Source organism: Roseobacter sp. HKCCA0434 (genome assembly GCF_032464675.1).
In the GTDB taxonomy this organism is placed as follows: Bacteria; Pseudomonadota; Alphaproteobacteria; order Rhodobacterales; family Rhodobacteraceae; genus Pontivivens.
In genome coordinates, this window is sequence record NZ_JAWDKL010000037.1 from 1 (window position 1) to 20633 (window position 20633).

At 68.6% G+C, this 20633-nt stretch carries 20 protein-coding genes; 12 read left to right on the forward strand and 8 right to left on the reverse strand.

Annotated elements, in window-relative coordinates:
- Window positions 1-240: 240 nt before the first annotated feature.
- Window positions 241-1584, reverse strand: coding sequence for a glutamine synthetase family protein (locus RX333_RS16225; protein WP_316016005.1), 1344 nt, complete (start codon window positions 1582-1584; stop codon window positions 241-243).
- Window positions 1581-2525, reverse strand: coding sequence for an agmatinase (gene speB, locus RX333_RS16230; RefSeq protein WP_316016006.1), 945 nt, complete (start codon window positions 2523-2525; stop codon window positions 1581-1583). Before speB ends, RX333_RS16225 begins: the two co-directional genes overlap by 4 nt.
- A 151-nt stretch (window positions 2526-2676) precedes the next feature.
- Here speB and RX333_RS16235 point away from each other — a divergent pair, with 151 nt between their 5' ends.
- From RX333_RS16235 to RX333_RS16260, 6 genes are all read left to right on the forward strand, one after another.
- Entirely contained in the window at window positions 2677-3324 is a 648-nt protein-coding gene (locus tag RX333_RS16235) for a GntR family transcriptional regulator (protein ID WP_316016007.1), read from the forward strand.
- Window positions 3321-3911 carry an extensin family protein gene (locus RX333_RS16240; RefSeq protein ID WP_316016008.1) on the forward strand — a complete coding sequence of 197 codons (591 nt, stop codon included), beginning with the start codon at window positions 3321-3323 and terminating at the stop codon, window positions 3909-3911. The genes RX333_RS16235 and RX333_RS16240 overlap by 4 nt, the downstream gene beginning before the upstream one ends.
- Window positions 3912-3958: 47 nt before the next feature.
- On the forward strand, window positions 3959-4699 hold the full coding sequence (locus RX333_RS16245) for a (Fe-S)-binding protein (protein WP_316016009.1): 741 nt from the start codon (window positions 3959-3961) through the stop codon (window positions 4697-4699).
- Window positions 4700-4844: 145 nt separating this feature from the next.
- Window positions 4845-6272, forward strand: coding sequence for a lactate utilization protein B (locus tag RX333_RS16250; RefSeq protein ID WP_316016010.1), 1428 nt, complete (start codon window positions 4845-4847; stop codon window positions 6270-6272).
- Entirely contained in the window at window positions 6269-6883 is a 615-nt protein-coding gene (locus tag RX333_RS16255) for a lactate utilization protein (protein ID WP_316016011.1), read from the forward strand. The genes RX333_RS16250 and RX333_RS16255 overlap by 4 nt, the downstream gene beginning before the upstream one ends.
- Complete coding sequence (locus RX333_RS16260) at window positions 6880-7230, forward strand: MmcQ/YjbR family DNA-binding protein (protein ID WP_316016012.1); 351 nt, start codon at window positions 6880-6882, stop codon at window positions 7228-7230. The genes RX333_RS16255 and RX333_RS16260 overlap by 4 nt, the downstream gene beginning before the upstream one ends.
- A gap of 257 nt (window positions 7231-7487) precedes the next feature.
- Here the strand turns inward: RX333_RS16260 and RX333_RS16265 are convergent, their stop codons facing one another.
- Window positions 7488-7793, reverse strand: a complete 306-nt coding sequence (locus RX333_RS16265; protein ID WP_316016013.1) for a hypothetical protein — start codon at window positions 7791-7793, stop codon at window positions 7488-7490.
- Window positions 7794-7900: 107 nt separating this feature from the next.
- Here RX333_RS16265 and RX333_RS16270 point away from each other — a divergent pair, with 107 nt between their 5' ends.
- From RX333_RS16270 to RX333_RS16280, 3 genes are all read left to right on the forward strand, one after another.
- Window positions 7901-8554 carry a 50S ribosomal protein L25/general stress protein Ctc gene (locus RX333_RS16270; protein WP_316016014.1) on the forward strand — a complete coding sequence of 218 codons (654 nt, stop codon included), beginning with the start codon at window positions 7901-7903 and terminating at the stop codon, window positions 8552-8554.
- Window positions 8555-8669: 115 nt separating this feature from the next.
- The gene (pth, locus tag RX333_RS16275; protein WP_316016015.1) at window positions 8670-9353 is read left to right on the forward strand and encodes an aminoacyl-tRNA hydrolase; all 684 of its coding nucleotides are present in this window, start codon (window positions 8670-8672) and stop codon (window positions 9351-9353) included.
- Window positions 9354-9435: 82 nt separating this feature from the next.
- The gene (locus tag RX333_RS16280) at window positions 9436-11019 is read left to right on the forward strand and encodes a SulP family inorganic anion transporter (RefSeq protein WP_410056092.1); all 1584 of its coding nucleotides are present in this window, start codon (window positions 9436-9438) and stop codon (window positions 11017-11019) included.
- Window positions 11020-11220: 201 nt separating this feature from the next.
- Here the strand turns inward: RX333_RS16280 and RX333_RS16285 are convergent, their stop codons facing one another.
- From RX333_RS16285 to RX333_RS16295, 3 genes are all read right to left on the reverse strand, one after another.
- Complete coding sequence (locus RX333_RS16285) at window positions 11221-11640, reverse strand: hypothetical protein (RefSeq protein ID WP_316016016.1); 420 nt, start codon at window positions 11638-11640, stop codon at window positions 11221-11223.
- A 181-nt stretch (window positions 11641-11821) separates the two neighbouring features.
- The gene (locus RX333_RS16290) at window positions 11822-13228 is read right to left on the reverse strand and encodes an NAD(P)(+) transhydrogenase (Re/Si-specific) subunit beta (protein ID WP_316016017.1); all 1407 of its coding nucleotides are present in this window, start codon (window positions 13226-13228) and stop codon (window positions 11822-11824) included.
- Between the two features lie 10 nt (window positions 13229-13238).
- Entirely contained in the window at window positions 13239-14807 is a 1569-nt protein-coding gene (locus RX333_RS16295) for a Re/Si-specific NAD(P)(+) transhydrogenase subunit alpha (protein ID WP_316016018.1), read from the reverse strand.
- A gap of 192 nt (window positions 14808-14999) precedes the next feature.
- Between RX333_RS16295 and mutL the strand changes: the two genes are divergently transcribed.
- Together mutL and RX333_RS16305 are read left to right on the forward strand one after the other, a co-directional pair.
- The gene (gene mutL, locus RX333_RS16300; RefSeq protein ID WP_316016019.1) at window positions 15000-16838 is read left to right on the forward strand and encodes a DNA mismatch repair endonuclease MutL; all 1839 of its coding nucleotides are present in this window, start codon (window positions 15000-15002) and stop codon (window positions 16836-16838) included.
- Window positions 16839-16919: 81 nt separating this feature from the next.
- Complete coding sequence (locus tag RX333_RS16305; RefSeq protein ID WP_316016020.1) at window positions 16920-18188, forward strand: DUF3422 domain-containing protein; 1269 nt, start codon at window positions 16920-16922, stop codon at window positions 18186-18188.
- On the opposite strand, the gene RX333_RS16310 is transcribed toward RX333_RS16305, so the two are convergent.
- Both RX333_RS16310 and gloB read right to left on the reverse strand, forming a co-directional pair.
- The gene (locus tag RX333_RS16310) at window positions 18185-19114 is read right to left on the reverse strand and encodes a glutathione S-transferase C-terminal domain-containing protein (RefSeq protein ID WP_316016021.1); all 930 of its coding nucleotides are present in this window, start codon (window positions 19112-19114) and stop codon (window positions 18185-18187) included. The two genes, RX333_RS16305 and RX333_RS16310, sit on opposite strands and share 4 nt — an antisense overlap.
- A gap of 32 nt (window positions 19115-19146) precedes the next feature.
- Complete coding sequence (gene gloB / locus RX333_RS16315; RefSeq protein WP_316016022.1) at window positions 19147-19914, reverse strand: hydroxyacylglutathione hydrolase; 768 nt, start codon at window positions 19912-19914, stop codon at window positions 19147-19149.
- 57 nt (window positions 19915-19971) lie between these two features.
- Here gloB and RX333_RS16320 point away from each other — a divergent pair.
- The coding region (locus RX333_RS16320) for a class I SAM-dependent methyltransferase (RefSeq protein ID WP_316016023.1) at window positions 19972-20633 on the forward strand (662 nt) is incomplete at its 3' end.

Consider the following 20633-nt stretch of genomic DNA (forward strand, 5'->3'; position numbering starts at 1 on the left):
GAGCCGCCCGTGCTGCCGCCGGTCGAGCCGCCTGCGGTCCCGCCACCGCCACCGCCGCCACCGCCGCCGCCGCCAAAGCTGCAGGCGGAGAGCGCGAATGTCAGGGAGGCTGCGAGGATCGTGGTATTTTTAAGCATGACTGTCACTCCATCGTTTTTCTGATGGCGTGACAGTTGCGCGTTTCACGACGGGCGCGCGTCACCCTGCGGGGTTAACCGGCGCAATCGAGGTTAACGATTGTCAGACGCTGCGCATGTAGACGTCGAATTCCACGTCGGTGACGCGGGTGCGCAGGCTGTCCATCTCCTGCGCCTTCATTAGCGCGTAGACGCGGGCGAACTCCTCCCCCAGCGCGCGGGCGACGAACGGATCGTCCTGGAAGGCGGCGAGCGCGCGGCCCCAGCCCAGCGGCAGCTCCTCCCCATGCTCGACCGTCGCCTCGCCGGTGACGGGGGTGCCAGGGTCAGCCTGCGCGTCGATGCCCTCCAGCACACCTTGCAGGATCAGGGCGAGCGCGATGTAGGGGTTGGCGTCGGCGCCGGGCACGCGATGCTCCAGCCGCGCGGCGGGGCCCTTCGTGGCGGGCACGCGCAGCGCCACGCCACGGTTGTCGAGCCCCCAGGCCGCGATGATCGGCGCGTAGGTGCCGGGCGCGAGTCGGCGGTAGGAGTTGAGATGCGGCGCGAAGGCGAGCGTCGAGGCGCCCATTACCTCAACCAGTCGCGAGACGGCCCCGCCGAGGGCTGCATTGGGCCGGTCGCCCTCGCCTGCGAAGATGTTCTCGCCGTTCTCGTCGAGCAGCGAGATGTGGAAGTGTAGCCCCGAGCCGGAATGCTCGCCATAGGGCTTGGCCATGAAGCAGGCCTCCATCCCGTGCGTGCGGGCGACGCCGCGGATGGCGAGTTTCAGCATCATCGCCTGATCGGCGGCGGAGAGCGGGTCGGGCGTGTGCGACAGGTTGATCTCGAACTGGCCCGGCCCGAATTCGGCCAGCGCCACGTCCGCGGCGCAGCCCAGCGCGATGGCGGCCTCGCGGATCTCGTCGAGGATGGGCAGGAACGGCTCCTGCACGCTCAGGCGATAGATCTGCGGATCGGCCAGCCGGTCGCCGGTCAGCGGGCTGATCGGCGGCTGACCGCGCCCGCCGGGATCGCGGGCGGCGTCCATCAGGTAGAACTCCAGCTCCGGCGCGACCACGGGGGTCAGCCCGCGTTCGGCAAAGCGGGCGGTGACGGCGGCGAGCGCCTGTCGCGGGTCGTAGGGATTGGGGCGGCCATCCGTCTCGCTCATCGTCATCAGGGCGACGGCGTGATCGGCCCAGAGCGCGGGGCCGAAGGCGACGCAATGCCCGCAGCCGTCGGGGTCGCCCGTGTCGATGGCGATGCCCGCCGCGTCCACATCCGCCGAGAGGATGTCGAGATTGTAGGTGGATCGCGGCAGCTTGACCCCGCCGAAGAGCTTGTCCGCCTGGTCGGGCGGCAGGTGCTTGCCGCGCAGCACGCCGTTCATGTCGGGAAAGACCAGCTCGATCGAGCGCAGGTCGCCTTGGCCCATCCGGGCCATCACCGTGTCGCGCAGGCTCATGCCCGGCTCGCGTAGAGACAGAGCATTTCGAGCGCAATGGTCGCGCCCGCCAGCGCCGTGATCTCGCCCACGTCGTAGGTGGGGGAGACCTCGACCACGTCGCAGCCGACCATGTTCAGGCCATGCAGCCCGCGCAGGATGCTCATCGCCTTGTGCGTGCTCAGGCCCCCGACGACCGGCGTGCCGGTGCCCGGCGCGCAGGACGGGTCGAGCGCGTCGATGTCGAAGGTCAGGTAGCAGGGCGCGTCGCCCACCCGGTCGCGGATCGCGGCTATGGTGTCGGCGGTGGACGTGTCGTTGACGGTGATCGCGTCGCGGATCTCGATGCCCAGCGGGTCGTCATTGGTGGTGCGGATGCCGACCTGGATGGATTTCGCCGGGTCGATCAGCCCCTCCTCGACCGCGTGGTAGAACATGGTGCCGTGGTCGATGCGGGTGCCGTCATCCTTCCACGTGTCGGTATGTGCGTCGAACTGCACCAGCGCCAGCGGGCCGTGCTGCGCGACATGTGCCTTGAGCGACGGATAGGTGGTGAAATGGTCGCCGCCGATCAGCAGGGTCTTGGCCCCGGCCGCGTGGATATGCTTGATCGCCGCCTCGATATGGGCGGGGGTCTTCTCCGGGTGGCCGGGGTCGATATTGATGTCGCCCCAGTCGCCGACGGCGAGCCGCTGGAACGGATCGAAGCTCGACGGCCAGGCGCGCGCCCAGGCGAGGTTTGTGGACGCGGCGCGCACCGCGCGGGGCCCGAAGCGGCTGCCGGGGCGGTTGGTGACGGAGGTGTCGAAGGGCACGCCGACCACGGCCACGTCGACGCCGTCCAGCTCCCGCACGTATTTGCGGCGGCAGAAGCTGGTCGCGCCGGAATAGAACATCTCGTCATGCGTTTCGGCCTTCAGCTCGGTGGCGGTGAAGGCGTAGTCCTTGCGGAAATCGGTCATCGGGGGATCCGTGGTGTGGTTGCGGCGTCAGCAAACCATTCCCGCCCGGCGGCGTCCAGTGGCAGGGCGCGGAGCCTCGGGCGGGAGTATTTGCACCAATCCGAAGGGGCGGACGCTTGACCGGGCGCGCGGCGGGCGGGATGGTCGCCTCATGAGCGTGGTGGACAGCATAGAAGGACCCGGCCCGGCGCATGAGAGGGTCTATCGCCGGTTGCGCAACCGCATCCTGCACGGCGAGGTCGAGCCGGGGCAGAGCCTGACCCTGCGTGGCATCGCGGGCGAGATGGGAGTGAGCGTGCAGCCGGTGCGCGAGGCCTTGCGGCGGCTGGCGGCGGAGGGGGCGCTGACGCTGAGCAAGTCGGGGCGCATCGCGACGCCCGCGCTGACCAACGAGCGGATCGAGGAGCTGGCTGCCATCCGCGCGCTGCTGGAGCCGGAACTGGCGGCGCGGGCCATGCCGCGCGCGCATATGGCGCTGATCGAGCGGTTGCAGGCGATCAACGCGGAGATCCAGCGGCTGGTCAGTGAGGGCGCGCGCACCGGCTATGTCCGGGCGAACATGGAGTTTCATCGCACGCTCTACCTGCGCGCGCAGGCCCCGGCGATGCTCGCGCTGACCGAGACGGTCTGGCTGCAATCGGGGCCGACGCTGCGCGCGATGTATGCGCGCCAGCAGCAGACCAAGGCAGTGGACCATCACATGAAGATCATCGCCGCGCTGAAGGCGGGGGACGAGCCGGGCCTGCGGCTGGCCGTGCGCGCGGACGTGACGGGGGGATTGAGGATGCTGGTGTCATGAGGGTGTGGGCGGCGATCGCGCTGGTGGCCCTGGTGGGCTGCGGCGGCAACGACGACCGGCGCGCCGACGCGGGCGGTGGCGGCGGGCTGTGTGGCGATACGCGGCTGCAGGGGGAGGTCCTGCTGCCGGTGGTGGATCGCGGGGCCTGCGGCATCGCCGACCCGGTGCGGATCACTCGCATCGATGGAGTCGAGATCACCGGCGGGCCGGTCATGGACTGCCGCACCGCCCGCGCCTTCGCCGACTGGACGGTGGAGGGCGCCGCGCGGGCCGCGCGTAATGGCGGACGGCAGCTGACCCGGATCGAGACGGTGGCGAGCTATGCCTGCCGCAACCGCTATGGCCGGTCCTCGGGGCGGATCAGCAATCACGCGCTGGGCCGGGCGGTCGATGTCTCGGCCTTCGGGTTCGCCGACGGGGGGCGGATCAGCGTGCTGCGGGACTGGCTGGGCACCACGATCCTGCAGGAGGCGGCGGGCCGGGCCTGCGGGCCGTTCAACACCGTGCTGGGCCCGAACTACAACGCCGCCCATGCCGATCACCTGCATCTCGATGTGACGGACGAGTACCGGACCTTTTGCCGCTAGGCAGGCGCGTGTCGCGTGGTAAGATAATCTGACCAATCGGAGGAATCATGCGCGTCGCCCTGTTCGTCACCTGCCTCGTGGACATGTTCCGCCCCTCGGTCGGCTTCGCCACCGTCAAGCTGCTGGAAGAGGCGGGATGCACGGTCGAGGTGCCCGAAGCGCAGACCTGCTGCGGCCAGCCCGCTTGGAATTCCGGCGACCGGGCGACGGCGGCGGCGATCGCGAAACAGGTGATCGAGACATTCGAGGGCTACGAGCGAGTGGTGGTGCCCTCGGGCTCCTGCGCGGGGACGATGGTGAAGGACTATCCCCAGATGCTCGACGGCGACTGGCGCGCGCGGGCCGAGGCGCTGGCGGCGAAGACGCACGAGGTGACGTCGTTTCTGGTCGACGTGCTGGGTGTGGAGGCGGTCGCGGCTGAGGTGCCGCGCCTCGCCACCTATCACGACAGCTGCTCGGGCCTGCGCACGCTGGGGGTGAAGGCGCAGCCGCGCGCGCTGCTCGCCTCGGCCGGGGTGCAGCTGCGCGAGATGGAGGAGGCGGAGGTCTGCTGTGGCTTCGGCGGCACGTTCTGCGTGAAATATCCCGACATCTCCGCCAGCATGGTCGGCGACAAGGTTCGCAACGCGGGCGACACGGGGGCGGAGATGCTGCTGGCGGGCGATCTGGGCTGCCTGATGAACATGGCCGGGAAGGCGCATCGCGAGGGGCGCGGGATCGAGGTACGCCATGTGGTCGAGGTGCTGGCGGGGATGACCGACACGCCCGCGATCGGGGAGGGGGAGTGATGACTGGAAAGTTGCCTGTGAACCTCGTTCCGCGTCCTGACAGAGGACGGCCCCCGGCCGCGGGTGGGGGTGAAGCCCCCGCCCGGGGGGGCGGTCGGGGGCTGTCCGGCGATGCCGGACTCGACGTCTCGATCGAGGCGCGCCCATGACCCTCCACACCCCCACCACGCCGCGTTTCAAGCAGAACTCCCGCGATGCGCTGGCGAACGAGAACCTGCAAAGCGCGCTGCGCTCCGCCCGCAATGGCTTCGTCGGCAAGCGGGCCATCGCGCGGGAGAAGATCGGCGTGGCCGAGTTCGAGGCGCTGCGCGACCGGGGCCGGGATCTGAAGGACCACGTCCTCGCCAATCTGGGCGACTATCTGGAGGCCTACGAGCGCGAGGTCACGGCCTCGGGCGGTCATGTCCACTGGGCCGAGACGGCGGAGGACGCGCGGGCCATCGTGTTCGACATCTGCCGAAAGGCGGGGGCGAAGACGGTCAACAAGGGCAAGACCATGATCTCGGAGGAATGCGGGATAAACGCGCATCTGGCCGAGCATGGCATCGCGCCGGTCGAGACCGATCTGGGCGAATACATCATCCAGCTGCGCGACGAGGCGCCCAGCCACATCATCGCGCCCGCCGTGCATGTCACGGTGCCCCAGGTCCGCGAAGAGTTCCTGAAGGCGCATACGCATCTGGCGCCCGACCGCGACCTCTCGGGCCTCGATACCCTGCTGCGCGAGGCGCGCGGCGTGCTGCGGGAGAAGTACTTCCAGGCCGAGGTCGGGATCACCGGGGCCAACATGCTGATCGCGGAGACCGGGCAGTCGATCATCGTGACCAACGAGGGCAATGGCGATCTGAGCCAGTCGCTGCCGCGCGTCCACATCGTCATGGCCTCGATCGAGAAGATCGTGCCGACGCTGGAGGATGCGGGCACCGTGCTGCGCATCCTCGCCCGCTCGGCCACCGGGCAGGATGCGAGCGTCTACACCACGTTCAGCCAGGGCCCGCGGCGGGCGGAGGACCCGGATGGCCCCGAGGAGTACCATGTCGTGCTGCTCGACAACGGGCGGTCCAACATGCTCGGCACCGAGTTCCAGGACATGCTGCGCTGCATCCGCTGCGGGGCCTGTATGAACCATTGCCCGATCTACCAGACGGTCGGCGGGCATGCCTATGGCTGGGTCTATCCCGGCCCGATGGGCGCTGTGCTGACGCCGAGCCTGATCGGGGTGGAGCAGGGAGGGCAGTTGCCCAATGCCTCGACCTTCTGCGGGCGCTGCGAGGATGTGTGCCCGATGCGCATTCCGCTGCCGAAGATGATGCGGCATTGGCGGGAGCGGGAGTTCGAGAAGAAGCTGACGCCGGGCACGGTGCGCACCGGGCTGGGACTGTGGGCCTTCTTCGCGCGGCGGCCGCGTCTCTACCGGCTCGGAACGCGGGCGGGGATGGCGGCGCTGCGGCTGATGGGACGCGGGCGCGGACGGTTGAGCCGCCTGCCGCTCGCCGGTGGCTGGACGGCCTCGCGCGACATGCCGGTGCCGCAGGGCGATACGTTCATGGCGCAGTGGAAGGCGAAGCGATGAGCGCGCGCGACCGCATCCTCGCCCGCGTGCGCCGCGCCGCCGCGCCGGGGCCGGAGTGGCAGCCGGGCGGGGCGACCCCGGCCATCGCGCGGACCGAAGGGGCCGACCGCATCGAACGTTTCGTCGCGCAGGCCGAGGCGGCGGAGGCGACGGTCACGCGGATCGCGAGCCTCGCGGACCTGCCCGAGGCGCTGGCGAGCGAGTTTCGCGCGCGCAACCTCGCGCCCGCCGTGCGGATGGGCGACGATCCGGCCTTCGCCGGTCTCGACTGGGGGCTGATCGAGGTCAGCCGCGGCCCTGGCCGGATCGAGGAGCCCGCGACGCTGAGCCGGGCGCGCATGGGCATGGCGGAGACCGGGTCGCTGGTGCTCGCCTCCGGCCCCGACAATCCGGTGACGCTGACCTTCCTGGGCGAGACGCATTTCGTGGTGCTCGATGCGAAAGACGTGCAGGCGGGCTTCGAGAGCGTGTTCGCGGGGCTGCGCGAAGGCGCGCTGCCGCGGACGGTGAACTTCGTCACGGGGCCGTCCCGCTCCGCCGATATCGGGCAGGTGCTGCAACTGGGCGCGCACGGGCCGGTGGCGCTGCACATCTTCCTGATAGGCTCGTGAGCGCGCTGGAGGATCATGCGGGCAACCTGCCCGGCGCGTGGATGGTCGTGCAGTGGATGGGCGCGCATGTGTTCAAGGTGGGAGAGGGTGAAAAGGGCAAGGTCTTCGCCATCTTCGCCGACCGGACCAACCGCGTGACGCTGAAATGCAAGGATGCGGAGACGGCGGCCTTCCTGATCGAGATCGGCGCGGCGGAAAAGGCGCCCCATCTGCCGCGCGGCGGCTGGGCGGCGTTCGATCTGGATGCGGTGGATGCGGAGGACCTGAAGGCGCGGATCGAGACGTCCTATGCGGCGGTGTGCGCGACGCTGACCAAGGCGGAGCAGGCGAAGTTGTCAGAAATTTAGTGCTCTTGCGCGGAATCAAGCCGAAGGCGCCGCGCATCGCCGGGCCGCCCCCCGGCACGGCGATTTGGCTGATCAAGGCGCGATGCGGTGAGGTCGTGCGGACTTGGCTGGTATAAAGTGCCAAGCTCAGATCGAGGATCGCCGCACCGCGGCCCGCCGATGCGCGGCTCGACGCATTGGCCTTCGAGCCGGGGTCGCGTCGTTCATAGCGGTCCCGGATCAGGTCCGGGACATGGGCTCGATGTTGCACGGCTCCACTACAGCGCGCATTCCACGATGTCTCGGCCCAGGAAGCGCTCGGTCGGCGCCAGCGTCAGGCCGCTTTCGGTGAAGTCGAGCAGCACCTGCTCGCTCCCCAACCCCCACTTGCCGGTTCCGCGCTGGGGCGATTCGATGTCGCAGCTTTCGCCCAGATAGATCACCTCTCCGGCGCCCTGCAGAACGACGCCGTACTGGTTGCGGGTCTGGGCGTAATCGCGTCCCTCGTCCGAGCGGATGAAGTTGCGGGCGGCGGCGGGCAGGGCCATCAGGCAGATGGCGAGGGTAAGCGTGGCGGTACGCATGACAGAATCCTCTTCAACTCGGACGGTTTTCGGACTATGGCACGGCTTCGCGCGGCGCTTACACCCCTGGAGGATCGCCGCCTGGTAACATTTCAAGGAGATAGCCAATGGCTGAGAACCCGATTCTCGAAGCGGTTGCGCGGGACGGTACGGGCAAAGGGGCTGCCCGCGCTGCACGGCGCGAGGGGATGGTCCCCGGTGTGATCTACGGCGGCAACAAGGAGCCGGTGACGATCGCGGTGAAGTTCAACGAACTTCTCAAGATGCTCAAGAAGGGCAAGTTCCTGTCCACGCTGCTGACCCTGAAGGTCGATGGCGAGGAGAACACCGTCATCTGCCGCGCCGTCCAGCGCGACACGGTGAAGGATCTGCCGACGCATGTCGACTTCCTGCGCCTGTCCGATCGCAGCCGGATCAACCTCTACATCCCCGTGGTGTTCGAGAACGAGGACGCCTCGCCGGGCCTCAGCTCGGGCGGCGTGCTGACCGTGGTCCGCTCGGAAGTCGAGCTGAAGGTGACCGCGAACGCGATCCCCGAGCAGCTGGTCGTGGACCTGACCGGCAAGGAAGTCGGCGACACCATCAACATCTCCGACATCGACCTGCCCAAGGGCACGCGCCCGATGATCACGGATCGCGATTTCGTCATCGCCAACATCCAGCCGCCCTCCGGCCTCGCCTCCCAGAAGGACGACGACGAGGAGGACAACGAGACCGAGGTGATCGAGCAGGACGTCGATCCGATCGAGGTCGAGGAGTAATCCTTCCCTCCCCATCGCGGGATGAGAACCGACGCCGCACCTTTCCCGGGTGCGGCGTTTTTCGTGGTGGCGGACGGTGCGATCCTGTTATGCCGAGGGCCAAAGGGAGGCAGGCATGAAACTCTTCGTCGGGCTGGGCAATCCGGGTGCGAAATACGCAGGCAACCGGCACAATATCGGCTTCATGGCGCTGGACCGGATCGCGGGCGATCACGGCTTCGGCCCCTGGCGGGCGAAGTTTCAGGGCGAGGTCGCCGAAGGGCGGCTGGGGCCCGAGAAGGTCTGGCTGCTGAAACCGACCACCTTCATGAACAACTCGGGGCAGTCGGTCGGCGAGGGGCTGCGTTTCTGGAAGCTGGGGGCCGAGGACCTCTATGTCTTCCACGACGAACTGGACCTCGCGCCGGGCAAGGTGAAGGTGAAGACTGGCGGCGGGCATGCGGGCCATAACGGGCTGCGTTCGATCCACCAGCATGTCGGGGCGGACTATCACCGGGTGCGGCTCGGGATTGGGCATCCGGGTCACAAGGACCGGGTGTCGGGCTATGTGCTGTCCGATTTCGCGAAGGCGGAGGCCGACTGGCTCGACGACGTGATGCGCGGCGTGTCGGACGGCGCGCCGGAATTGGCGGCGGGCGATGGTGGGCGGTTTCTGAACGCGGTCGCGCTGCGCACGGCCCCAGCGCGCAGTGGCACGGGGCGACAGGCGGAGAAGCCCGCCCCCGCGCCGCAGCCCGAGCCGGAGCCGCAGGACACGCGCAGCAAGCTGGAGCGCCTGGCCGACCGCTTCCGCCGCTGACTTTCCATTTCGCGCGTCAGGTGCTAACAGGCCCGCGCAACGCGATGTCGCGCGCGAAACCCCCTGATCCGAGGTGCGCCCCATGATCCTGGCTCCCAGGCTGAAACGTCATTTCGACGAGATGTTCCGCATGACCGGCCCGCAGGCGCGCATCGAGGTGCTGTCGGGCCTGACCGTCGCGCTGGCGCTGGTGCCCGAGGCGGTCGCCTTCGCCTTCGTCGCGGGGGTCGACCCGCTGGTCGGGCTCTATGCCGCATTCATGGTCGGGCTCATCACCTCGGTCTTCGGCGGGCGTCCGGGCATGATCTCGGGCGCGACGGGTGCGTTGGCGGTCGTGATGGTCAGCCTCGTTGCCAAGCATGGCGTGCAGTACCTGTTCGCCACGGTCGTGCTGATGGGGATCATCCAGATCGCCTTCGGCGCGCTGCGCTGGGGCAAGTTCATCCGGCTGGTGCCGCAGCCGGTGATGATGGGCTTCGTCAACGGGCTCGCCATCGTCATCTTCCTCGCGCAGCTGGAGCAGTTCCAGATCGCGACGCCGGGGGGCGAGCATGAATGGCTGTCGGGCGCGCCGCTCGTCACCATGCTGGTGCTGGTGGCGCTCGCGATGGGAATCATCTGGCTGCTGCCGCGCTTCACCCGTGCCGTGCCCGCCCCGCTCGTCGCCATCGTCGGGGTCTGGGGGATCGTGCAGTTGCTGGGCATCGACACGCGCAATGTGGGCGATCTGGCCAGCATCGAGGGCGGCCTCCCGGCCTTCGCGATCCCCAGCGTGCCGCTCGATCTGGAGACGCTGACGATCATCCTGCCCTACGCGATCATCCTGGCGGGCATCGGCCTGATCGAGAGCCTGCTGACCCTCAACCTGATCGACGAGATCACCGAGACGCGCGGCCGCAACAGCCGCGAGTGCATGGCGCAGGGGGCGGCGAATGTCGTCACCGGCTTCTTCGGCGGGATGGGCGGCTGCGCGATGATCGGGCAGTCGATGATCAACATCTCCTCCGGCGCGCGGCACCGGCTGTCGGGCGTGGTGGCGGCGCTGTTCCTGCTGGCCTTCATCCTCTTCGCCTCGCCTCTGATCGAGCAGATCCCGCTGGCGGCCCTGACCGGGGTGATGTTCATGGTGGTGATCGGCACCTTCGCCTGGCGGACCTTCCAGGTAATGCGGCGGGTGCCGACCTCGGACGCGCTGCTGATCGTCGTGGTGACGGGCGTGACGGTGATCGCCGACCTCGCCATCGCGGTGGTCGTGGGGATCATCCTGGCGAGCCTGGTGCATTCCTGGCGCGTCAGCCGCCTGATTTCCGCCAGGTCCTGGCGGTCGGAGGACGAGCGGGTGAAGACCTATCACCTGAACGGCCCGCTGATGTTCGCCTCGGTCGAGAAGTTCAAGGAGCTGTTCACCCCGCGCACCGACCCCAAGCGCGTCATCGCCGATTTCACCGACAGCCGCGTCTGGGACATGTCCGGCGTCGATGCGCTCAAGAGCGTGGCGGAGCGCTACGCGCGCGAGGGCAAGGTGCTGGAGTTCCACGGGCTGAGCCCGGACTGCGCCAAGCGGCTGGGCGACTATACCGCGCTGGTGGTGCGGGACGAGGCGCACGATCCGAAATACGAGCTGATGATCGACCGCGACAACCCGCCGGGCGCGCCCGCGCATTGAGCAGACTTCCACGCGGCGTTCGAGGCGCTCCACTCGTTTCGGACCGAGCGGATTTGCGCCAAGACGAGATGGAGTCTCATCCGGCGGAGGGCGGTGTGGCAGAAGCCCCTGATTTCGCGCTCAGAAACATAGCTTGTGTCGAATTGACCAAGGGCGCATGGCCGCTGCGTCTAAGACACTGCGACGCAAATCGCATACGGACTACTGCGCCGCGGCCGACCGCGTGTTTTTCGGCTGCCCAATCCGAGGCAGGAGGAACGCGATGACGGCGCTGGCAATATAGATCAGTGCAATCGGCCATGGCCAAACGAAGGGCATGGTGACGGCGAGATAGATGCCCATGATCATCCCGAAAACAGTAAACACCTGGCCGATGATCGCTCCGACTGCCGGGAAGGCGATCAGGATGATGAAGACATCTTTGGAGACGCTTCGTCCCATGATCGGAAAGACGACCGCCGCCCAGATCGCGCCGACCACCGCCCCTATGATAGCTAACATCTGGTGACTCGCCTCTTCGTGTCCCGGATTGGCGGTAATGTCGTAGAAATACGCACATGAGGCCACGACGATAGCGCAGGTCATAGTGGCTGTCAGATACGCGATCGGCTTGCTGAGCATTTTCCGACGCCTCCCGTGTTCGTGCGCTTGAGAGTCATCGCGCGGACACGCTATCCGGTCCAGCATAATCGCCGGACGGCGGCGCATTGTCGCTGCCGTGCTCACGATCCGAAAAAAGGCCCGGCGGTGAAGCCGGGCCTTTCGGGTTTCGCGTGCGAAACTGGCGATTTTAGGCAAGTTTTCAGGAAATCTTGCCCAGGAGCGCGTCGAGCGAGGCCTTCGCGTCGCCGTAGAACATTCGGCTGTTCTCCTTGAAGAAGAGCGGGTTCTCGATGCCCGAATAGCCTGTGCCCTGACCGCGCTTGGAGATGAAGACGGTCTTGGCCTTCCACACTTCCAGAACCGGCATCCCGGCGATGGGGGAATTCGGGTCCTCCTGCGCGGCGGGGTTCACGATGTCGTTCGCGCCGATGACGATGACCACGTCCGTGTCGGGGAAGTCGTCGTTGATCTCCTCCATCTCCAGCACGATGTCGTAGGGCACCTTCGCCTCGGCCAGCAGGACGTTCATGTGGCCGGGCAGGCGACCCGCGACGGGGTGGATGGCGAAACGGACCTCCTTGCCCTGAGCGCGCAGCCGCTTGGTCAGTTCCGACACGCTGCCCTGCGCCTGCGCGACGGCGAGGCCGTAGCCCGGCACGATGACGACGCTGTCCGCTTCCTCGAGTGCCGCGGCGACGTGGTCGGCATCGGTGCCCACCATCTCGCCCTCGATCTCCATCGCCGGGCCGCCCGCGGTGCCGAAGCCGCCGAGGATCACGCTGACGAAGTTGCGGTTCATCGCGCGGCACATGATGTAGCTGAGGATCGCGCCCGAGGACCCGACCAGCGCGCCCGTGACGATCAGCAGGTCGTTGCCGAGCGTGAAGCCGATGGCCGCCGCCGCCCAGCCCGAATAGCTGTTGAGCATCGAGACCACGACCGGCATGTCCGCGCCACCGATGGCCATGACGAGGTGCCAGCCGAGGATGCCCGCCAGCACCGCCACCAGCCACAGCTGCCAGGTGGAGGCGTCCTGCATCAGGCCCGCATCGTCCACCCCGTTCGACGCGGCGAAGGAATAGCCGATCAGGATCGACACCACGACGAGCGCGATGTTGAGGCCGTGGCGGAAGGGCAGGATCAGCGCCTTGCCGTCGATCTGTCCGGCAAGCTTGCCGTAAGCCACGACCGAGCCGGTGAAGGTGACGGCACCGATGAAGACGCCGAGGAAGATCTCGACCTCCATGATGCCGAATTCGATCCCCTCCTTGCCCGCGGGCGGGTCGATGATCGTGTTCACGCCGATGAAGACGGCCGCGAGTCCGACGAGGGAGTGCATGGCCGCGACGAGCTGGGGCATGCCCGTCATCTCGACCTTCTGCGCGATATAGGCCCCGATGGCCCCGCCGATCAGCAGCGCCGGGATCAGCGCGCCGTAATTGCCGACCTCGTCGGCGAAGAAGGTCGCAAGCACGGCGAGGCCCATGCCGACCATGCCGTAGATCACGCCCTTCTTGGAGCTTTCCTGGTTGCTGAGCCCCGCGAGGGACAGGACGAAGAGGATGGCGGCGACGACATAGGCCGCCGAGATGAGTCCGGAATTCATTGTCTGTCCCTCAGCTCTTCTGGAACATGGCCAGCATGCGGCGCGTCACCATGAACCCGCCGACGATGTTGACGGAGGCCATCAGCACCGAGACGGAGGCGAGCACCACGGCCCAGCCCTCGGTCGAGCCGATCTGCAGCATCGCGCCGATGATGATGATGGAGGAGATGGCGTTGGTGACGGCCATCAGCGGCGTGTGCAGCGCCGCCGTCACCGCCCAGATCACCTGGTAGCCGACGAAGCAGGCCAGCACGAAGACGATGAAATGCGCCATGAAGCTGGCAGGCGCCATGGCCCCGATCAGCAGGATGAGAAGCCCGCCGAGGACCAGGGTGCTCGCCTGCATGCGGCCGACCTTGCGCGCGGCGACGGCGGCCTCGGCGGCGAGTTGTTCGGGCGACTTCTCGGGCGCCTTGGGCTTGGCCGCCGCGATCGCCTTGGTCTTGGGCGGCGGCGGGGGGAAGGTGATCTCCCCGCGATGGGTCACGGTCGCGCCGCGGATCACGTCGTCTTCCATGTCGTGCTCGACCACGCCGTCATTCTCGGGCGTGAGGTCGTCCATCAGGTGACGGATATTGGTGGCGTAGAGCGTGGAGGACTGTGTCGCCATGCGGCTGGGCAGGTCGGTATAGCCGACGATGGTGACGCCGTTCTCGGTCTCGATCTTCTCGCCCTCGACGGTCAGCTCGCAGTTGCCGCCCTTCTCCGCGGCCAGATCGACGATGACCGAGCCGGGCTTCATCGCCTCGACCATGTCCTTCGTCCACAGCACGGGCGCGTCGCGGCCGGGGATCAGCGCCGTGGTGATGACTATGTCCATCTCGGGCGCGAGCTCGCGGAACTTCTCGAGCTGCTTTTCGCGGAACTCGGGGGAGGAGGGGGCGGCGTATCCGCCGGTCTCGGCCCCGTCGGTCTGCGCCTCCTCAAAGTCGAGGAAGACGAATTCGGCCCCCATCGACTCGATCTGCTCGGCCACTTCGGGGCGCACGTCGAAGGCATAGGTGATCGCCCCCATCGAGGTCGCGGCCCCGATGGCGGCGAGGCCAGCGACGCCCGCGCCGACGACGAGGACTTTCGCGGGCGGCACCTTGCCCGCCGCGGTGATCTGGCCGGTGAAGAAGCGCCCGAAATTGTTGGAGGCCTCGACCACGGCGCGGTAGCCGCCGATATTGGCCATCGACGAAAGGGCGTCCATCTTCTGCGCGCGGGAGATGCGAGGCACCATGTCCATCGCAAGGGTGGTCGCGCCCTTGGCCTTCAGCGCCTCCAGCAGTTCGGCGTTCTGGGCGGGCCAGATGAAGGAGACGATGGTCTGGCCGTCACGCACGTGCTCAATCTCGTCCATTCCGGGGGCGCGGACGCGTGTGACGATGTCGGCGGCGGCGTAGACCGCGGCGGCGTCGGGCAGCACCTCGGCCCCGGCGGCGGCGTAGTCCGCGTCGGCGAAGCGGGCGGCCTCGCCCGCGCCGGACTGGATCACGCAGTCATGGCCCAGTTTCTTGAGCTGGCCGACGCTTTGCGGCGTCATCGCGACGCGCGCCTCGCCCGGCCAGGTTTCCTTCAACGCTCCGATCTTCATTCGCTTGGCTCTCTTTCGCGTAAAATGGATTGCCCTTTGCATGGCATGTCGTTGACGTGCAGGGAAGCCGTCTTTGCGCAGTTGCAGCACGATTTACGCAACGAATGGTCGCATGACGCAGGGTCAACCTTTCCGGAAATTGCGCGCGGAATCGGGTGGGCGAGTCGGGACAGGGATGCTATCCCTAGAGGCATGACACACCTCGACCGCAATATAGGCGCCGCTCGCCGACATATACGCCAGTTGGATGCGACGGAATCGAACCGGATCGCCGCGGGCGAGGTCGTCGAGCGTCCCGCAAGTGCGGTCAAGGAACTGCTGGAAAACGCGCTCGATGCGGGTGCGGGGCGGATCGAGGTGGCGATCGCGGATGGCGGCAAGACGCTGATCCGCGTCACCGATGACGGGCACGGGATCCCGCGTGACGAGATGCCGCTGGCCCTGTCACGGCACGCTACGTCGAAGCTGGACGGAGACGATCTGGTCAACATCCGCTCCTTCGGGTTCCGGGGCGAGGCGCTGCCCTCCATCGGCGCGGTCGCGCGGCTGCGGCTGTCGAGCCGGGTCTCGGGCGCGGAGGCGTGGGAGCTGGCGGTCGACGGCGGCGCGTTGGCCGAGGTGGTGCCCTGTTCCCTGCGTCGCGGCACGGTGGTGGAGGTGCGCGACCTGTTCCACGCGACGCCCGCGCGGCTGAAGTTCCTGCGCACCGACCGCGCGGAGGTACAGGCGATCTCGGACGTCGTGAAGCGGCTGTCGCTGGCCGCACCCGGCGTGGCAATCACCCTGCGCGACGTCAGCGGCGGCGGCGACGGGCGGGTGCTGTTCGCGGTGGAACGGGGCGATGCCGCCGCGCGGGCCGAGGCGGTTCTGGGCCGGGAGTTCCGCGAGAACGCCATCGAGATCGAAACGGAGCGGCAGGGCATCGGCATGACCGGCTTCGCCGCTTTGCCGACCTATAGCCGGGGGGCCGCGGTGGCGCAGTTCCTGTTCGTGAACGGGCGTCCCGTGCGCGACAAGGTGCTGGTGGGGGCGCTGCGCGGGGCCTATTCGGATTTCCTCAGCCGCGACCGGCATCCTGCGGTTTGCCTGTTCCTGACCTGCCCGCCCGACCAGGTGGACGTGAACGTGCACCCGGCCAAGACCGAGGTGCGGTTCCGCGAGCCGGGGCTGGCGCGCGGGCTGGTGGTGAGCGGGTTGCGCCATGCGCTCGCCGGAGCAGGGCACCGCGCCTCGACCACCGTGGCGGATGCGACGCTGGGCGCGATGCAGCCCGCGCGGGCACCCGGCGCGCCGGTCTACCAGATGGACCGGCCCTCGTTGGGGGCGCGGGCCACGGCCTATCGCGCGCAGGCGCCGGAGGGGTTCGCCGAACGCGGGTTCGCGGGGCAGGATCAGGGGTGGACCGCCTCGCGCGTGGAAATGCCGGTCGAGGATGCACCGCCTCCCGCCGACCTGCCGCTGGGCGTGGCGCGCGCGCAGCTGCACGAAAACTACATCGTCGCGCAGACCGCCGACGGGATGGTGCTGGTCGACGCCCATGCGGCGCATGAACGGCTGGTCTACGAGCGGTTGAAGGCGCAGGCGGCGGCGCGCGCGGTGCCCTCGCAGGCGCTGCTGATCCCGGATATCGTCGATCTGGGCGCGGACGACATCGCGCGGCTGGCGGAGGCGGCGGAGATGCTGGCGGGCGTCGGCCTCGACATCGCGCCCTTCGGGGCCGGGGCGGTCGCGGTGCAGGCGATCCCGGCGGCGCTGGGCCAGGTGGATGGCAAGGCGCTGGTCCGCGACATCTGCGACGAGCTGGCCGATGGCGGGGAAAGCCGCGCGGTGGCCGAGCGGCTCGACGCGATCCTCAGCCGGGTGGCCTGCCACGGCTCGGTCCGCACGGGGCGGCGGATGCAGGCGGAGGAGATGAACGCCCTGCTGCGCGAGATGGAGGCGACGCCCCATTCGGGCCAGTGCAACCACGGGCGGCCGACTTACGTGGAGCTGAAGATGAAGGATATCGAGCGGCTGTTCGGCCGGTCCTGATGCAGCGCAGCATACCTATGTATTCCTTGCCACGATGGTCTTTAGCCTGAAACCTGAAGGCGAGAGCCGCGCGAGGGTGCAATGCCGAAAGACCTGACCGATCATCCCGAGCGCATCGCGCTCGCCAACGAATTGCATGCCCGGCCCTTCCCGCCGATCGATGCGCCGTCGCGCGTGGCGCATCTGGCGATCCTGTGCGCGGACGGGGCTCAGGTGCGGGGGCATCTTTGCGCGTTGCTGGACCGTCACGGGGCGCAGCACCCCGCGCCCGATGCGCGGCACTGGTCGGGCGATCTGGGTCGCGCCTTCCTGAAATGGGAGCGGCATACCGAGTTCGTGACCTACACGCTGATCGTGCCGGGCCTGGACGACAGGCCCTTCACTTCGGACCCGTTCGGGACGATGGAGGCGGGCTGGCTCGACGCCGCACCCGGCACGGTGCTGACCTCGGCCCATGTGCGGGTCGAGCGGGCCGAGGATATCGCGGCGGCGGAGGCGCGGGCGACCGGAGCGCTGGCGGCGCAATTTGTGCCGGAGAGCCTCGCCCTGTCGCGCGTGGTGGACGGCGCCGGGGTGGTCATGACCGACTACCGGGTGCACGAGGGCGGGCATGCGCGGATCGCCGTGGTCATGATCGCGGGCGTGGGGCGCAGGCGGACGGGCCGGATCGTGCAGCGGATGCTGGAGATCGAGACCTACAAGGCGGCGGCCCTGCTCGCCCTTCCGCTGGCGCGCGAGGTGTCGGGCGAGGTCGCGGCGCTCGACACCGATCTCAGCGCGCTGGTCGGGCAGATGGCCCGGCGCGAAGGGCGGGAGGGGGCGGCGCTGGACCGGCTGCTCGCCATGTCGGCGCGGGTCGAGGAGATCAGCGCGCAGAGCGCCTTCCGCTTCGGCGCGCAGGGTGCCTACGCGGCACTGGTCGACCAGCGGATCGCGGTTCTGCGGGAGGAGCGGATCGGTGGGCGGCAGACTTTGGCGGAATTCATGATGCGCCGGTTCGAGCCGGCGATGCGCACCTGCGAGAGTGCCGAAGGGCGGCTGGAGGCGCTGTCGTCGCGGCTGGGGCGCGCGGCGAACCTTCTGCGCACGCGGGTCGATGTCGGGCTGGCCCGGCAGAATACGGAGCTGCTCGCCAGCATGGACAAGCGCGCCGCCTCGCAGCTGCGCCTGCAGGAGACGGTCGAGGGCGTGTCGGTGGTCGCGATCAGCTATTACGCGGTGGGGCTGCTGGCTTACGTGCTCGGCCCCGTGGCCGGGGGCATCGGCATCGGCAAGGCGGTGCTGCTGGCCGTGGTCACGCCGCTGGTCGCGCTGGCGGTCTGGTGGATGCTGCGGCGCAGGCAGGGCTAGGCCAGTTCGGGGTGCGCATACGCCTCGGGGTAGGGCATCGGGTGGACGGGGCCGAGCGGGATCGTGCCGTTCCAGGACCGCCCGAAATAGCCTTGGCGGCAGTGGATCAGCGAGCCGCTTTCCGCCACGCCAGGCAGCGCGTGCACGCGACAGAGCCAGCGCCAGAGATGCGGGTGGTCGAGGATGCGTGCGCCGTTGAGCTTCATGCGGACGTAATAGACCGGGTCGTGTCGGAACAGCGTGGGGTAGAGCCGCAGGTCCGCTTCGGTGAACCGCTCGCCGGTCAGGAAGGGGCGCCCGTCGGACAGCCGCGCCTCCAACTGGCGCAGCATGTCGAAATAGGCGGCGAAGGCGGTGGCGTAGGCGGACTGGTCCGAGGAAAAGCCAGCCTTGTACGCCCCGTTGTTGACGGCGTCGTAGATCGCGTCGTTCAGGGCGTCGATCTCGGCCCGCAGCTCGGTCGGGTAGAGGTCGGGGCCGTCGCCGCCGAGTTCTGCGACGTGCCGGCCGAGCATCCGCACGATTTCGGCGCTTTCGTTGCTGACGATGCGCCTGGCCTGCTTGTCGTAGAGCAGGGGCACCGTCTGCTCGTCCGAGCCTTCGGCCTCATAGATCGATTTGATGAGGCGGTGGCCCGCGCCGGTGCCGGTCTCCGCCGTGCATTCGGGCAGCGGCGCGCCGGTCAGCGTGGCCGGGCGGTCGGGTGCGAACTGCCAGAGGTTCGGACCGGCGGGGTCGTCCTCCCCCGTGCGGTTGGGGAAGGCCACGTCCATACCGATCGCGCCCTGAAGCCCCAGCACCGACCGGGCGAGCGTCGCGCGGTGGCACCAGGGGCAGTTGAGCGCGACGAAGAGGTGGTAGCGCCCCGGTTCGGGCGGGAAGGCGGCGTCGCCGATCGCGTGGCGGAACCCCGTGGTTCCGCGCACGAAGGTTCCGTCGTCGCCTTTCCCCGCCACGCTCAGAAGTTGTCCTTGCGGTTGCGGACCTCGGTGAACACCTCCGCCGCGTCCTTGCCCGCAAGGCCTACCGCCGCCGCGACGCCGTCGATATGCGCGCGCAGGAACGGGTTGGTCGCCTTCTCCTCGGCCAGCGAGGAGGGGACGGTGGGCTTGCCCATCTCGCGCGCCTCGTCGATGCGCTTGGCGCGGGCGACGAGGTCGGTGTTGCCCTCCTCGATGCTCAGCGCGAACTTGGCGTTGGACTGGGTGTATTCGTGGCCGGAATAGACGATGGTGCTGTCGGGCATGTTCAGGAATTTCTGCATGCTCGCCCACATCATCGGGCCGTCGCCCTCGAACAGCCGCCCGCAGCCGAGCGCCATCAGGCTGTCGGCGGAGAACACCGCGTCGCTGTCGGGGAAGTGGAAGGCGATGTGCCCGACCGTGTGGCCCGAGACGTCGAGCACGTGGCCTTCGCTCTCGCCCACCATGACGGTGTCGCCTTCCTCGACCTCGGTGTCGAGCGCGGGCAGGCGGTGGGCGTCGGCCTTGCCGCCGATGACCTTGCACCCGTATTTGGCGCGCAACTCGTCCACGCCCTGGATGTGGTCGTCGTGATGGTGCGTGATGAGGATCAGGTCGAGGCCGAGGTCGCGTTCCTCGAGCGCCGCGATCAGCGGTGCCGCTTCGGGCACGTCGACGATGGCGACGGTGCCGGTCGCCTGGTCGCGCAGGATGTAGGCATAGTTGTCCGAGAGGCACGGGACGGTTTGGATGTCGAGCGGCATGGGCTCCTCCTGTCGAATGGGGTTGCCTGAAAGCTAAGGCTGCGGACAGATAACGCAATGCATCTGGATGTCGTGGATCTGAAGGCCTTCTACTACCGCACGCGTCTGGGGCGCGGGGCGCAGAGCGCCCTTCAGCGGCGCGTCCGCGACATCTGGCCGGATGTGCACGGGATGGGCGTCGTGGGCTACGGCTTCGCCGCGCCGCTGCTGCGCCCCTTCCTGGGAGAGGCCGCGCGCATCATGAGCTTCATGCCCGCGCCGCAAGGCGTCATGCCCTGGCCGCCGGGTGGGCCGAACCTGTCGGCACTGGTGGACGAGACGCATTGGCCCGTACAGGCGGCGAGTGTCGACCGGATCATCGTCGCGCACGGGCTGGAAACCTGCGAGCGCCCGGCGGACCTGTTGCAGGAGCTGTGGCGCGTGCTGACGCCGGGCGGGCGGGTGATCTTCGTCGTGCCGAACCGGACGGGGATCTGGGCGCAACGGGAGGTGACGCCCTTCGGCTATGGCCGCCCTTATACCTATGGCCAGCTCGACGCGCAGCTGCGCGCGCATCGCTTCGCGCCCGAGGCGCACCATTCCGCGCTGTTCCTGCCGCCCTCGCATTCGCGCTGGATGCTGCGGGCGCAAGGCACGGTCGAGCGGGCGGGCCAGCGGCTGGGCGCACACCGGCTGGCGGGCGCGCTGGTGGTCGAGGCGAGCAAGCAGGTCCACGCGCT

Coding starts and splice junctions, on each gene's coding strand:
- RX333_RS16225 (WP_316016005.1), bottom strand. CDS start 1,584: ATGAGCCTGCGCGACACGGTGATGGCCCGGATGGGCCAAGGCGACCTG.
- speB (WP_316016006.1), bottom strand. CDS start 2,525: ATGACCGATTTCCGCAAGGACTACGCCTTCACCGCCACCGAGCTGAAG.
- RX333_RS16235 (WP_316016007.1), top strand. CDS start 2,677: ATGAGCGTGGTGGACAGCATAGAAGGACCCGGCCCGGCGCATGAGAGG.
- RX333_RS16240 (WP_316016008.1), top strand. CDS start 3,321: ATGAGGGTGTGGGCGGCGATCGCGCTGGTGGCCCTGGTGGGCTGCGGC.
- RX333_RS16245 (WP_316016009.1), top strand. CDS start 3,959: ATGCGCGTCGCCCTGTTCGTCACCTGCCTCGTGGACATGTTCCGCCCC.
- RX333_RS16250 (WP_316016010.1), top strand. CDS start 4,845: ATGACCCTCCACACCCCCACCACGCCGCGTTTCAAGCAGAACTCCCGC.
- RX333_RS16255 (WP_316016011.1), top strand. CDS start 6,269: ATGAGCGCGCGCGACCGCATCCTCGCCCGCGTGCGCCGCGCCGCCGCG.
- RX333_RS16265 (WP_316016013.1), bottom strand. CDS start 7,793: ATGCGTACCGCCACGCTTACCCTCGCCATCTGCCTGATGGCCCTGCCC.
- RX333_RS16270 (WP_316016014.1), top strand. CDS start 7,901: ATGGCTGAGAACCCGATTCTCGAAGCGGTTGCGCGGGACGGTACGGGC.
- pth (WP_316016015.1), top strand. CDS start 8,670: ATGAAACTCTTCGTCGGGCTGGGCAATCCGGGTGCGAAATACGCAGGC.
- RX333_RS16280 (WP_410056092.1), top strand. CDS start 9,436: ATGATCCTGGCTCCCAGGCTGAAACGTCATTTCGACGAGATGTTCCGC.
- RX333_RS16285 (WP_316016016.1), bottom strand. CDS start 11,640: ATGCTCAGCAAGCCGATCGCGTATCTGACAGCCACTATGACCTGCGCT.
- RX333_RS16290 (WP_316016017.1), bottom strand. CDS start 13,228: ATGAATTCCGGACTCATCTCGGCGGCCTATGTCGTCGCCGCCATCCTC.
- RX333_RS16295 (WP_316016018.1), bottom strand. CDS start 14,807: ATGAAGATCGGAGCGTTGAAGGAAACCTGGCCGGGCGAGGCGCGCGTC.
- mutL (WP_316016019.1), top strand. CDS start 15,000: ATGACACACCTCGACCGCAATATAGGCGCCGCTCGCCGACATATACGC.
- RX333_RS16305 (WP_316016020.1), top strand. CDS start 16,920: ATGCCGAAAGACCTGACCGATCATCCCGAGCGCATCGCGCTCGCCAAC.
- gloB (WP_316016022.1), bottom strand. CDS start 19,914: ATGCCGCTCGACATCCAAACCGTCCCGTGCCTCTCGGACAACTATGCC.